Source organism: Mycobacterium pinniadriaticum (assembly GCF_026242045.1).
Classification (GTDB): domain Bacteria; phylum Actinomycetota; class Actinomycetes; order Mycobacteriales; family Mycobacteriaceae; genus Mycobacterium; species Mycobacterium pinniadriaticum.
The window spans coordinates 98,505-112,087 of the sequence record NZ_JAPJDO010000021.1 but is presented as its reverse complement, the minus strand read 5'-3'; the positions used below and the strand labels follow the sequence as shown (position 1 = coordinate 112,087).

Genomic DNA, 13,583 nt, shown 5'->3' with positions numbered 1-13,583 from the left:
CCGGGCGTCCAACAGTTCCCGATCCGGCCGCTCCATGCCTTGCATGAATCCATTTTCCCAGCTCAAGCCGCTACACCGAGGAGACACGCCGATTATTCAGCGGCCTCCTAGCCGACTTCCGCCGCCGCCGACGTACACCAGGCGAACACCCCGGACCGGATCTCTACGGTGTGCGGCGCCGCCTGCAGACATTCGTCGTGATCGTGTGAGCTCAGCATCGTCGTGATGCGCAGCCGCTCCCAGCTGGCGGCGAAGCCCGGATGCAGGGGCAGGTCGACCACCTCGTCTTCGGCCACCCAGCGCAATTCGGAACTCTCCCGGTTCGCGACGGTGCTCAGCAGTTCGGGGGCGTCCGCGACGACGGTGGTGTAGCTCCAGTGGGCTCCTCCGGAGCCGGATACCTCCGCCGTCACCACGGTGGCGCGGACACACACGTGCTCGGCGCGCAGCCCGGCTTCCTCGTGCGCCTCCCGGACGGCCGCCTGCTCAGGGGTTTCGTGGCTGTCGCGGGCTCCGCCGGGCAGCGCCCAGGTGCCGCCCTGGTGGCTCCACGGGGCGCGGTGCTGGAGCAACACGGCGGGGGTACCGTCGGGGCGGGGTGCCCTCAACAACAAACCGGCGGCGCCGTGCCGTCCCCAGTAGGGCGTACCGGTATCGGATACCACCCAGCCGTCGCCGTCCCCTCGCACGCGTTCAGGATAAGCACGCCACGCCGGAGTAGGTCGGTCGATCCCGCCCCATCTGTCACAGGAGCTCTTAGGATTGTCTCAGGAAGTGCGCCGGATACCCCGGCGAAGGCCGGCAATTGATCCGGACAACAGGAATGAGGCCCTCGAGAGGTGACCGTTGAGCTGGCACACCCGTCGACCGAGCCGTTGGGGCATCGGTCGCCGCCGCAGCCCGCTCATCCTCGGTGGTGGTTCCTGCGCACCACGCCGGGACGCATCCTGACCCTCGGCGTCATCCTCGCCACTCTCGGCATCCTCAGCGCCTTCGCCACCTCGACCACGATCACCGACCGGCAAAACCAGCTGACCACCGTCCTGAATCACACCGAGCCACTGTCCTTCGCGGCCGGCCAGCTCTACACCACGTTGTCGGTGGCCGACGCCGCCGCCGCGACCGCGTTCATCGCCGGCTCGGAGCCGCGTGCGGTGCGGCAGCGCTACGAGCAGGCGATCACCGATGCCGCCGTCGCCGTGACCCGGGCCTCCAGTGGGCTCACCGACGAGCCCCAGGTGCAGCTCCTGGGCCGGATCAACGCGCAGCTCGCCGTCTACACCGGCCTGATCGAAACGGCACGGACCAACAACCGGATGGGCAACCCGGTCGGCTCCTCCTACCTCTCGGAAGCGTCGGCGCTGATGCAGCAACAGATCCTGCCCGACGCCCAACGGCTCTACGACCAGACCTCGGAGCGGGTCGACACCGAGACCACGGCTTCGACCCAGATCCCGGCGCCGGTGATCATGATCGTGGCCATCACCCTGTTGTTCGGGGCGTTCGGGCACCGGTGGCTGGCTGACCGCACCAAGCGCCGGATCAATGTCGGACTGATCGCCGGCGGTCTGGCCATCGTGGTCATGATCATCTGGGTGGGTTCGGCGCTGATCGTTTCCACCGCGGGCAGCCGGGCGGCCAAGAACACCGCAGCCGAGTCACTGAAGACAGTGACTAGCCTGGCGATCACCGCCCAGCAGGCACGCGCCGACGAGACGCTGTCGCTGATCCGGCGGGGCGACGAAGATGTCCGCAAACGGTCCTACTACCAACGCGTCGAAACCATGCACAAACAACTCGCCGACTACCTCACCCGCGATGACGCGGTCGCCAAGGGCGATCTTGCCAACGCCGACCAGCTGCTGACGAAATGGCGTCAGGCCGACGAGCGGATCAACGCCTACATCTCGGTCGGCAACTACCAGGCGGCCACCCAGGTGGCGCTGGGTACCGGCGAGGACGACTCGACTCCGGCTTTCGACAAGCTGGACGCGGCGCTGTCCAGCGGTATCCGGGAGAGCCGCACCCAGCTGCGCAATGACATCCTGTCCGCCCGCCGGGTGCTGTCGGGCACCACGGTCGGTGGCGTGGTGCTCTCGGTCGGCGCGGCGCTGGCCGTCGCGCTGGGTCTATGGCCCAGACTGAGCGAGTACAGATGAAAGCGCGCCCACTCCTGAGCATCGTGATCGCCGTGGCGATCACGCTCAGCGGCTGCGGCAAAACCGAATACATCGGGACCCCGCCCGTCCCGACATTGGCCCCGCCGACGCCCGCTGGGATGCGGGAACTGCCTCCGGAGGTGCCCCAACCGCCGGATCCGAACGAGAACGACTGTGACCTCACCGCAAGCCTGAGACCGTTCCCCACCAAGGCCGAGGCCGACGCAGCGGTGGCCGGGATTCGCGCCAGGGGCCGGCTGATCGTCGGGCTGGATATCGGCAGCAATCTGTTCTCCTTTCGCGATCCGATCACCGGGGAGATCACCGGCTTCGATGTCGACATCGCCGGGGAAGTCGCCCGGGATATCTTCGGGACCCCGTCGGCGGTCGAGTACCGGATCCTGTCGTCGGCTGACCGGATCACAGCGTTGCAGAACAACACCGTCGACATCGTGGTCAAGACCATGACCATCACCTGCGAGCGTCGCAAGCTGGTGAACTTCTCGACGGCGTATTTCATCGCCTACCAACGCATCCTGGCTCCGCGGGAGTCGGCGATCTCGCAGGCCTCCGACCTGTCGGGGCGCCGGGTGTGCGTCGCCGAGGGCACCACCTCCCTGGACCGGGTGCGCCAGATCGCGCCGCCACCGATCATCGTCACGGTGGTGAGTTGGGCCGACTGCCTGGTCGCGTTGCAGCAACGCGAGGTCGACGCGATCAGCACCGACGACTCCATCCTGGCCGGGCTGGTTGCCCAGGACCCGTATCTGCACATCGTCGGACCGAACATGGCTCGGGAGCCGTACGGGATCGGCATCAACCTGGCCAACACCGGCCTGGTGCGGTTCGTCAACGGAACCCTGGAGCGCATACGCCGGGACGGCACCTGGAATACCCTCTACCGCAAGTGGTTGACGGTCCTGGGTCCTGCGCCGGCTCCCCCGACGCCGAGGTATCTGGACTGATGGACACCTCGGATCAGCCAGACGGCGACGTCGGAACCGAGCCGGCGCAGTCGGACGATCTCGCGATGGATTCGGTCGCGACGATGCGGCCGTCGGCCACTCAGGCGATCTACCGCCCGAACTTCGACGACGAGGATTTGATCGACAGCGTCGGCACCGAGCCCGAGGCCATGCACCACCCCACCGTGGCCCGCAAGCTCTCCCCGACCCGTCGACTGGGTGGCGGATTGGTGGAGATCCCCCGCTTCCCCGAGATCGACCCGTTGACGGCGTTGATGGTCGATCCCGTCGTCGCCGAATCGAAGCGGTTCTGCTGGAACTGCGGCCGCCCCGTCGGCCGTTCGACCAAAGACTCGGAGGCCGCTTCGGAGGGGTGGTGCCCGCACTGCGGCAGCCCGTATTCGTTCGTCCCGCAACTGGTTCCCGGCGACATGGTGGCCGACCAGTACGAGATCAAGGGCTGCGTCGCCCACGGTGGGCTGGGTTGGGTGTACCTGGCGGTCGACCACAACGTCAACGAACGCCCGGTGGTGCTCAAGGGCCTGGTGCACTCCGGAGATGCCGAGGCACAGGCGATCGCGATGGCCGAACGACAGTTCCTGGCCGAGGTGGTCCACCCCTCGATCGTGAAGATCTTCAATTTCGTGGAGCATCCCGACTCCCACGGCGAGCCGATCGGCTACATCGTGATGGAGTATGTCGGCGGCAAGTCCCTCAAACTGCCCAAGGGCCAGAAGCTTCCGGTATCGGAGGCAATCGCCTACGTACTGGAGATCCTGCCCGCGCTGGGCTATCTGCATTCGATCGGGTTGTGCTACAACGACCTCAAACCGGAGAATGTGATGGTTACCGAGGAGCAGCTGAAGCTGATCGACCTCGGTGCGGTGTCGCGAATAAATTCCTTCGGCTACCTCTACGGCACGCCCGGATACCAGGCGCCGGAGATCGTGCGGACCGGACCGACCATCGCCAGCGACATCTACACGGTCGGGCGAACCCTGGCCGCGCTGACATTGAATCTGCGAACCCGCAAGGGCCGCTATGTCGATGGCCTGCCCGAAGACGATCCGGTGCTCAAGAAGTACGACTCGTTCGCGCGGCTGCTGCGCCGGGCCATTGACCCCGACCCACGTCGCCGTTTCGTCAGTTCCGAAGAGATGACCGCCCAGCTGATGGGTGTCTTGCGCGAAGTGGTCGCCGAGGACACCGGCGTACCGCGCCCGGGCCTGTCGACCGTGTTCACCCGTACCCGGTCGACGTTCGGGGTGGAGTTGCTGGTGGCACACACCGATGTCTATCTCGACGGGCTGGCGCACGCCGAGAAGCTGACGGCACCCGAAATCGTTACGGCGCTCCCGGTTCCTCTGGTGGATCCCACCGATATCGCGGCCACCGTGCTCTCGGCCACGGTGCTGTCGCAGCCGGTGCAAACCCTGGATTCGTTGCGCGCGGCCCGGCACGGTGTGCTCGATTCCGAGGGCGTCGACCTGACGGACTCGGTGGAACTGCCGCTGATGGAAGTGCGCGCGCTGCTCGACCTCGGCGATGTCGCCAAGGCCAACCGCAAACTCGACGACCTCGCCGAGCGGGTCGGCTGGCGCTGGCGGCTGATCTGGTTCAAGGCGGTCTCCGAGTTACTCACCGGCGACTATGACTCGGCGACAAAGCATTTCACCGAGGTCCTGGACATCTTCCCCGGCGAGTTGGCGCCCAAGCTGGCGTTGGCGGCGACAGCTGAGTTGGCCGCGACATCCGACGAACTGCCGTTCTATCGAACGGTCTGGCACACCGACAACAACTCGATCTCGGCGGGATTCGGCCTGGCCCGGGCGCAGTCGGTAGAGGGCGACCGCGAGGCCGCGGTGAGAACGCTCGACGAGGTCCCAGCCGCGTCACGGCATTTCACCACCGCCCGGTTGACCAGCGCGGTGACGCTGCTGTCCGGGCGGTCAGCGCACGAACTCACCGAAGAGCAGATCCGTGACGCCGCGCGCCGCGTTGAGGCGCTGCCCGATTCCGAGCCGCGCGTCCTGCAGATCCGCGCACTGGTGCTGGGTACGGCGATGGACTGGATGTGCGAGAACACGGCCAGTACGAATCACATCCTCGGCTTCCCATTCACCGAGCACGGCCTGCGGTTGGGTGTCGAGGCCTCACTGCGCAGCCTGGCCCGGGTGGCCACCAGCCAGGCACACCGGTACGCGCTGGTTGACATGGCCAACAATGTGCGACCCACCAGCACGTTCTAGGACATGGGCCGACTGGCTCAGTAAGTCAATCTGGTGGCGAGCTGGTCGAATGTGACGTTCCAGCCGCTGTGGAAGGACTCGAATTCGGTTGGCGGCAAGAGGGAATGCTCGATGGACATCAATGTCTCGTCACCGCCGACCGGCTCGAATGTCACGCTGACCACGCTGGCTTGCGTCGGGTCCTCCCAGTTGGAGTTGCTCCAGGTGAACTTCAGCAGATGCGGTCGCTCGATGGCCAGGAATTGCCCGCTGATGAGCACCCGCTTGCCCAAGTTGTCGACGTCGAAGCGCACCGTGCCGCCTACTCGGGCATCGACGGTGACGTCGAGGACCTGCACCGGACGCGGACACATCCAGTCTTGGAGTGCTTCCGGGTCGAGCCATTGGTCGAACACCACTTCAGGCCTGGCAGGCATGACTCGCGCGACGACGACCCGCACGGTCTCACTCATCGATCCTGTCCCTTGCTCGGCCTGCGCAGTCGGTCCGCGAGGGCATCGGCGCGCACCGACCAGAATCTGGTCTGTTCATCGATCCAATGCTGGGCCGCGACAAGGCCTTCCGACCGCATTGACACCCAGTGTTCGCGTCCGCGCACCTCCCGCCGGATTAGTCCGGCCGATTCCAGCACGCCGATGTGGCGGGACACCCCGGCGAACGTCATCGGCAGTGGAGCCGCGAGATCGGTGATCCGGGCGTCGCCCTGGCGCAGCGTCTCGATCAGATGCCGCCGTGTCGGGTCGGCCAGTGCGGCGTACGCGCGATCGAGAACCTGATCTTCAACCATCTTGTTGACTATAGACCGGCCGCCGTGGTTCGCTGGACTCAGATATTCAACTCATATGTTTAATGATCTCGAAGGGGAAATCGATGGACACACCCCACGTCGTGTCGGCACCGGAGTGGGAGACCGCCCGCCGGCAGCTGCTGGTCAAGGAGAATTAGCTGACGCGAGCCCGCGACGCCCTGGCCGCGCTGCGACGACGAATGCCCTGGACGCCGGTCGAGAAGGCCTACGAGTTCGACGGACCTGACGGCGCGATGAGCCTATTGGACCTGTTCGACGGCCGTCGCCAGCTGATCGTATATCGGGCGTTTATGGACCCCGGGGTGCGGGGCTGGCCCGACCACGGTTGTGTCGGATGTTCATTGATGGCGGATCACATCGGCAACCTCGCGCATCTGAACGCTCGAGACACCACCCTCGTCTACGCCTCCCGTGGAGAGCAGGACGACATCGCGCGAATCAAGGCCCGGATGGGTTGGGACATCCCGTGGTACACCATGGTGCCCCGCCCCGGCAGCGCATTCGACGTCGACTTCGGGGTCGACGATTGGCACGGCACCAATGCGTTCATCCGCGACGGCGACCGGATTTATCGCACCTACTTCATTGACAATCGCGGTGACGAGATATTCGTCAACACGTGGCATTTCCTCGATATGACTGCGCTGGGGCGCCAGGAGACTTGGGAAGATTCGCCACCGGGGTATCCCCGGAGCAAGCCGTACGAATGGTGGAACTGGCACGACAACTATGCTGAGCACACACCATCGCGTTGGTTCGGCGACCCTGACCCCGACGACCCGCGGCCGCCAGGTTAGAGGACGGTCAGGCAGGCCTGCGCGATCGCCAGTTCCTCATTGGTCGGGATCACCAACACCGTCGTCGGCGACTTGTCGGCCGAGATACGGCGCGCACCCCTGGCCGGGCTGTCGTTGAGGTGCTCGTCCAGCTCGATGCCCAGCGGCGCCAGCCCGGTCAGCGCGTCGCGACGCACCTGCGCGTCGTGCTCGCCCACTCCGGCGGTGAACGTCACCACATCGGTGTGGCCGAGGACCGCGAGGTAGGCCCCGATGTACTTACGCAGCCGATGGATGTACACGTCATATGCCAATTGCGCTGCTCGGTCGCCGGATTCGATTCGACTGTGCACGACCCGGAAGTCGATCTCACCGCCCAGGCCGTACATCCCGGAGTGCCGGTTGAGCATTGTCTCGATCTCCTCGACATCCATCCCGGCGGTGCGCCACAGGTACACCAGCACGCCCGGGTCGATATCACCGGAGCGTGTTCCCATCACCAGGCCCTCCATCGGTGTGAGACCCATCGAGGTGTCGACCGGGCGGCCGCCGGCGATGGCCGACGCCGAAGCGCCGTTGCCCAGGTGCAGCACGATCTGGTTGAGCGATTCCATCGGAGCGCCGAGGAATTGCGCGGCCTGCTGGCTGACGTACTGATTCGACGTGCCGTGGAAACCGTAGCGGCGAATCTGCCAGCGGTCGGCCAGTTCCCGGTCGATCGCGTAGGTCGCCGCGGCGGCGGGCAGGTCGTGGAAGAAGGCGGTGTCGAAAACCGCGACATGCGGTAGCTCTGGCAGCACCCGGCGAGCGACTTCGATACCCAGGACGGCGGGCGGATTGTGCAGCGGCGCCAACGGCGCGAGCTCCTGCAGCTTGGCCACCAGCGCATCGTCGACGACGGTGGGACGGTACAAGTCCTGACCGCCGTGGACCACCCGGTGGCCGACGGCGACCAGCCCCATCGCATCCAGGTCTTGGCCGGCCTCGGCGAACAGATCGAACGCGGTGCGCAAGGCAGCCTCGTGGTCGGCGATCCGACCGTCACGGCGGATCTCGCTGTTACCCGACACCAACGTCGCCGTCGAAGCCTCCTCGCCGATCCGCTCGACGATCCCGTGCGCCAGCGAAGCGGCGGTATCGGGTTGCAACAGTTGATACTTCAGTGACGACGAACCGGAGTTGAGCACCAGGACGGTATCTGACATCACGCTTCCTGAGCCTGGATCGCGGTGATCGCGACCGTGTTGACGATGTCCTCGACGAGTGCCCCCCGGGACAGGTCGTTGACGGGCTTGTTGAGTCCCTGCAACACGGGACCGATCGCAATGGCACCCGCGCTGCGCTGCACCGCCTTGTAGGTGTTGTTGCCGGTGTTGAGGTCCGGGAAGATCAGCACAGTCGCCCGGCCGGCCACCTGCGACCCCGGCATCTTGGCTGCGGCGACCTCCGCGTCGACGGCGGCGTCGTACTGGATCGGCCCCTCCACCAACAGCTCTGGCGCCCGGCTACGTACCAATTCGGTCGCGGCCCTGACCTTCTCGACACCGCTACCGCTGCCCGAGTCCCCGGTGGAGTAGGACAGCATCGCCACCCGCGGGTCGATACCGAACTGCGCGGCGGTGCGCGCGGAGCTGATCGCGATGTCAGCGAGCTCCTCGGCCGTCGGATCCGGCACGATCGCGCAGTCCCCGTAGGCCAGGACCCGGTCGGCCAGACACATCAGAAAAATGCTCGACACCGTGGAGACGTCCGGCCGGGTCTTGATGATCTCGAAAGCGGGCCGCACGGTGTGCGCCGTCGTGTGCGCGGCGCCGGACACCATGCCGTCGACAATGCCGTTGTGCACCAACATCGTTCCGAAGTACGACACGTCATGCATGATCTCGCGGGCTTGCTCCAGCGTCACTCCCTTCTTCTTTCGGAGCTCGGCATATTGCGCCGCGAACTCGCCACACAGGTGGCTCTCGCGCGGATTCAGCACGGTGGCCGCGCTCAGGTCGACGCCGAGTTCGGCTGCACGAGAGCGCACTCGGCCCTCATCACCCAGGATGGTCAGGTCGGCGACGCCGCGCAGCAGCAGCCGCCCCGCCGCTCGCAGGATGCGGTCGTCCTCCCCCTCGGGCAGGACGATGCGCTTGCGATCGGCCCGGGCCCGCTCCATCAGCTGGTAGGTGAACATCTGCGGCGTGGTGACCGTCGGCATCGGCACACTCAGCCGGTCCAGCATCTCGCCGATGTCGACGTAGCGTTCCATCAGCGCAATCGCCGTGTCGATCTTGCGCGTCGAGGTCGCGGTGACCCGCCCCCGGACGCCAGCCACCGCGCTGGCGGTTTCGAACGTGCCGAGATCGGTGGCGATGACCGGCACCCGCAGGCCCAGCCCGGTCACCAGTTCGGCGATCGATCGGTGCAGCGGCAGCCCGCCGTTGAGAATGACCGCCGACAGCGACGGGAAATTCTCGGCGGCGTGCGCGCTGGTGACGGCCAGCACCACATCGGATCGGTCGCCCGGGGTGATGACGGCGACACCCTCGGTCAGCCGCTCCAGACAGTGCTCGGCCGTCATACCCGCCACGAGTACACCCATCACCTCACGGCCCAGCAGCGACGCGTCGCCGTGCACCAAGACCCCGTGGGCCGCATGGCGCAGATCGTCGACGGTCGGAGCCACCAGTAGGGGTTCTTCGGGCAAGACGTAGACGCGCGGCCCCAGGTCCGCGCAGGCTTCGGCGACCGCGTCCAGCTGAGCCGGATCCGCGCGGTTGGCCACCACCGCCGCCGTGTGCGCGTGCTGTGCGGCCAGCTCGGCCAGACACAGCTCGATGACGAGGGCGACCTCCTTGGGAGTACGGTCGCGGGCGCGCACTGACAGCAATACCGGCGCGCCCAGGTTGGCCGCGATACGGGCGTTCACGCTCAGTTCGGTGGGTGTGGCCACGTCGGTGTAGTCCGATCCGACGATGACCACCGCATCGCACCGCGCGGCCACCTCGTGATACCGGTCGACGATGTCTGCGATCGCGCCGTCGGGATCGGCATGCAGCCGCTGATAGGTGACCCCGACACAGTCCTCGTAGGTCAGGCCGGCGTTGCTGTGCGCCAGCAGCAACTCCAGGATGTAGTCGCGATTCTCTCGCCGCGTGATCGGGCGGAACACTCCCGCTCTGGGCACCATGGCGGTCAGCCGGTGCAGGATGCCGAGCGCAACGGTGGACTTACCGGTGTCACCCTCGGGCGAAGCGATGTAGATCGACGTGGTGCGGGCGGCGGTCACCCCAACAGCTTTCCGCAACCCGGATCGATCCGACACCCGGATACCTCCCGGCCATGTTCCCCTTTACCGCCGTTTCCGGGCGCTCAGCTAAATAAACAACAGATTGATTAAGAGATTTTCACAGACATGCAAATATGGCAAATGATGCAGAATGCGCCCAGGTGCTGTGCGATGGTCCGCCTGTTTGTATGATTCTCGAGGAAATTTGTCCTCTGAGCATGTGGATTTCCACTTTCACTGACCGTGCACAGTTTTTTCCAGAGGATTGCGACAACTCATCGGAGCGAAGGAGCTGATATGAACGCTTACGCAGACGTCAGCAGCGAGCTCATCGCGCACGGCAGCGCCAACTACCACCCCGCAGGCCGCCACGTCCCGCACGTCGGCCACGGCGCTTTCTCCACGCACTCGTTGCCCGAACCCGCCACGATGCCGATTCCGCTGCTCGCCGAAGCGCCGATCACCGAGCCGCCACCCAGGCTCGTTGTCCAACCGAGCGTCACCCCCGCATCGCTGTTCCAGCAACTGACGCAGAAGCGCAGCATCCCGTCGTGGGTCCTCGTCGTCCTGGTCGCCGTCACCTGTGCACTGAGCGCCGCACCGATGCTGGCCAGCACCGCATTCGTCATCGCTGAGGGAGCGCCCACCGCATATCTGTCCCTGATGCCGATATGGACACTAATGATCGCCCTGACCACCGATCGCAGCCATCGGCGCCACGACGTCTCCGACTCCGACGTCGATCGCATCCTCGCGACGCTGATCGCGGCAGTCGCCATCACGAGTTGTCAGCTCATCGTCGGGCGAATCGGGGCCGTCGGCGAGTTCTGGCATGCCCACCTCGTCTCGGTCATCGCCTGGGTGGTGGCCCTGTCGATACTCAAATTCGGGTCTCGATCGGCAGCGCGAATCCGGGTGGCGTGGGGATTCCTCGCGCTGTGCTTCCCGCCGTTCTTCCTCCTCGCGGGGCAGGCTCTGGGCGGGTCCCTCATGGCCTACGGCGTCATGACGGCGCTCTACGGCGCGATCGCGATGTTCCTGACCCTTCGCGAAACACCCGTCAAGTGGCTCGTCACTCCAGCATTCTTCGCTCTGGCCAGCACCGGGACCTACCTACTCCACGACGCTCCGGTGCCCGTTGCCTATCTAGCCCCGTCAGCCGCACTCACCGGGCTTACCGTCGCTCTGTTCGTACGTGCACCGCGCCACCATGGCGGCGCGGTGGTACCCAAGCACTCCCTCCTGACCGTCGCCATCGTGGTCGCACTCGCCGCGATCGTCGGTGCACTCCCCCAGCACCGGGTCAATTACACCCCCCGCGCGGACCTCATCTCGGTCCGGGCCAACTGGATCAAGCAGCTGGACGAGGCCCGGCTGTCAGTCGGCCTGCCGCAGGTGTTCGCCTGGGGACCCAGGGTGATGGGGGAACAGGGTTCGGTCGTCCGATACCGGTTGGTCTCAGGAAAGAACGTCGTATTTCTGGATATCTTCTCGACGCACGACTACGGCAGGCTTACCGAGTACTGCTGCGGCCTCTGGTACGCCACGGCGCCGCCACCAGATATCCAGCGCCCCTTCACCAGCACCGGGTCGTCGATCACGCAGACCGCTCAGATGGGCAATCAGTATTCGCCACCGGAGAAGCCGGGCGACCCGTCATGGATGGCCCACCAATGGCTTTGGCGTTACCAGTCGGCTTCCGGCCCCGTCTATCAGGCCGTCTACCTGATCGCGTCACGCGACGAGAAAGCGCCGGAAAACGTCGCCACACCGAGCCCGCCGAACATTCGCAGCGGAATCCTCGCCCCCCTCGCGGCGCTCCTCCAGGATCACGCGGCGCTGCACCACCCCACGCAATACGACTCAAAGACGTTGGACGCCGTCAGCCGACAGATCATCAAGACCGCACAGGTGCGGCCCGCCTAATGAGCATTCAGGATGTCCCGACGCAGTTGCGCGAGGAGTACTCGGCCAAGCACCTATTCACCCGACGGCAGAAGATCATCGGCCTCGTGACCACCGCCGCCGTCGTGGCGGCGGTGATCTACGACTGGTCGGACACGGTGGCGGTGCTGGTGACGATCTCGACCGTCTACTTCCTGCTGTCGACAGTCGATCGGGCCTATCTGGTGTTTCGGGGACTGCAGGGCGGCAATCGCGCGCGCGTGACAGTCGAACAAGCCTATTCGATTCCTGACGAGGACCTCCCCGTCTACACGGTACTCTTACCGGCCTACCGCGAACCCGACATTGTCGCGACCCTGCTCGAGGGGGTTAGTCGAATCGATTATCCCGCAGACAAACTCGACGTATACCTCATCCTCGAAGCGGATGATGAGGAGACCATCTCGGCTTTCCAGGCTCAAAGCGTGCACAACGTCAACCTGGTCGTCGTACCGCCCACGCTGCCGCGGACCAAACCCAAGGCGTGCAACCACGCTATGGACCTCCCGTCGGAGCGCAGCGAATACGTGACGATCTTCGACGCCGACGACATACCCGACCCACTTCAGCTCCGAAAGGCCGTGTACACGTTCGCCAACGCGCCCGATGACGTTGCGGCCCTTCAAAGCACCCTGAGCTATTACAACGCGAACCAGAACATCCTCACCCGATGGTTTTCGATCGAGTACGACCAATGGTTCTCCTACGTGCTGCCCGCGTTGAGTGAGGCCAACTGCATCATCCCGCTCGGCGGATCCTCGAATCACATCAAGACGCACGTGTTGTGGGAGGTCGGCGGCTGGGACCCATACAACGTCACCGAGGACGCCGATCTGGGAATCCGGCTCGCACGCAACGGCTATCGCACACTGATGCTGGACTCCGTCACGGCCGAAGAGGCGAACGCCGATGCACTGAACTGGCTGCGCCAACGGTCCCGCTGGTACAAGGGCTACCTCCAGACATTCGTGGTGCACATGCGCCAGCCAGTGAGGCTCTACCGCGAATTAGGTCTGGTACCACTGCTGAGGATGGCCAACATCACCGCTGGTATGCCCATCGCGTGCATGGTCAACGTGGCCTTCTGGGCCCTGATCGTGGTGTGGTACGCCGGGCGGCCCGAGTTCTTCGACAACATCTTCCCGAATTCCACGTACTACCTGTCGCTTCTGCTGTTCACGGCAGGCAATGCGATCGCCGTGACATTGACATTGCTCACGACACGCGCGTCAGGCAAGCCGCAATGGCTCGTTGCTGCGCTACTCATTCCCGGGTACTGGCTCTTGCAGGCAATCGGCGCCATCAAGTCGGGTGTGCAACTGGTGTACAACCCTTCCTACTGGGAGAAGACGGAGCACGGCTTGGCAAGGAAGGCAACACAGTGATTCGGCGGCAAGTTTTGTGGGTC

At 65.3% G+C, this 13,583-nt stretch carries 11 protein-coding genes; 6 read left to right on the top strand and 5 right to left on the bottom strand.

The annotated features are described in order from the left end of the window. Positions 1-107 precede the first annotated feature (107 nt). Positions 108-689 (bottom strand): NUDIX hydrolase, encoded by a 582-nt coding sequence (locus tag ORI27_RS21280; RefSeq protein WP_265998913.1) that lies wholly within the window; start codon positions 687-689, stop codon positions 108-110. A gap of 150 nt (positions 690-839) precedes the next feature. Here ORI27_RS21280 and glnX point away from each other — a divergent pair, with 150 nt between their 5' ends. Genes glnX through ORI27_RS21265 form a run of 3 tightly spaced genes read left to right on the top strand, consistent with a single transcriptional unit; the run spans position 840 to position 5,373 of the window. Then, a complete protein-coding gene (gene glnX / locus ORI27_RS21275) occupies positions 840-2,159 on the top strand; it encodes a protein kinase G-activating protein GlnX (RefSeq protein WP_265998914.1) in 1,320 nt (439 codons plus the stop codon). Further along, the gene (locus tag ORI27_RS21270) at positions 2,156-3,124 is read left to right on the top strand and encodes a glutamate ABC transporter substrate-binding protein (protein WP_265998915.1); all 969 of its coding nucleotides are present in this window, start codon (positions 2,156-2,158) and stop codon (positions 3,122-3,124) included. Before glnX ends, ORI27_RS21270 begins: the two co-directional genes overlap by 4 nt. Continuing rightward, complete coding sequence (locus ORI27_RS21265; protein WP_265998916.1) at positions 3,124-5,373, top strand: serine/threonine-protein kinase PknG; 2,250 nt, start codon at positions 3,124-3,126, stop codon at positions 5,371-5,373. The genes ORI27_RS21270 and ORI27_RS21265 overlap by 1 nt, the downstream gene beginning before the upstream one ends. A gap of 17 nt (positions 5,374-5,390) precedes the next feature. Here the strand turns inward: ORI27_RS21265 and ORI27_RS21260 are convergent, their stop codons facing one another. Then, positions 5,391-5,825 (bottom strand): SRPBCC family protein, encoded by a 435-nt coding sequence (locus ORI27_RS21260; protein WP_265998917.1) that lies wholly within the window; start codon positions 5,823-5,825, stop codon positions 5,391-5,393. Further along, positions 5,822-6,160 carry an ArsR/SmtB family transcription factor gene (locus ORI27_RS21255; protein WP_265998918.1) on the bottom strand — a complete coding sequence of 113 codons (339 nt, stop codon included), beginning with the start codon at positions 6,158-6,160 and terminating at the stop codon, positions 5,822-5,824. The genes ORI27_RS21260 and ORI27_RS21255 overlap by 4 nt, the downstream gene beginning before the upstream one ends. 158 nt (positions 6,161-6,318) lie before the next feature. Between ORI27_RS21255 and ORI27_RS21250 the strand changes: the two genes are divergently transcribed. Further along, positions 6,319-6,978 (top strand): DUF899 domain-containing protein, encoded by a 660-nt coding sequence (locus tag ORI27_RS21250; protein WP_265999010.1) that lies wholly within the window; start codon positions 6,319-6,321, stop codon positions 6,976-6,978. Here ORI27_RS21250 and ORI27_RS21245 read toward each other — a convergent pair. Together ORI27_RS21245 and pta are read right to left on the bottom strand one after the other, a co-directional pair. After that, on the bottom strand, positions 6,975-8,162 hold the full coding sequence (locus ORI27_RS21245; RefSeq protein WP_265998919.1) for an acetate kinase: 1,188 nt from the start codon (positions 8,160-8,162) through the stop codon (positions 6,975-6,977). The genes ORI27_RS21250 and ORI27_RS21245 overlap by 4 nt on opposite strands. Then, positions 8,162-10,231 carry a phosphate acetyltransferase gene (gene pta, locus ORI27_RS21240; protein WP_265998920.1) on the bottom strand — a complete coding sequence of 690 codons (2,070 nt, stop codon included), beginning with the start codon at positions 10,229-10,231 and terminating at the stop codon, positions 8,162-8,164. Before pta ends, ORI27_RS21245 begins: the two co-directional genes overlap by 1 nt. Before the next feature lie 297 nt (positions 10,232-10,528). On the opposite strand from pta, the gene ORI27_RS21235 reads away from it, so the two are divergent. Together ORI27_RS21235 and ORI27_RS21230 are read left to right on the top strand one after the other, a co-directional pair. Beyond that, positions 10,529-12,157, top strand: a complete 1,629-nt coding sequence (locus tag ORI27_RS21235; protein WP_265998921.1) for a hypothetical protein — start codon at positions 10,529-10,531, stop codon at positions 12,155-12,157. Further along, entirely contained in the window at positions 12,157-13,560 is a 1,404-nt protein-coding gene (locus ORI27_RS21230; RefSeq protein ID WP_265998922.1) for a glycosyltransferase, read from the top strand. Before ORI27_RS21235 ends, ORI27_RS21230 begins: the two co-directional genes overlap by 1 nt. The last annotated feature ends 23 nt before the right edge of the window (positions 13,561-13,583 follow it).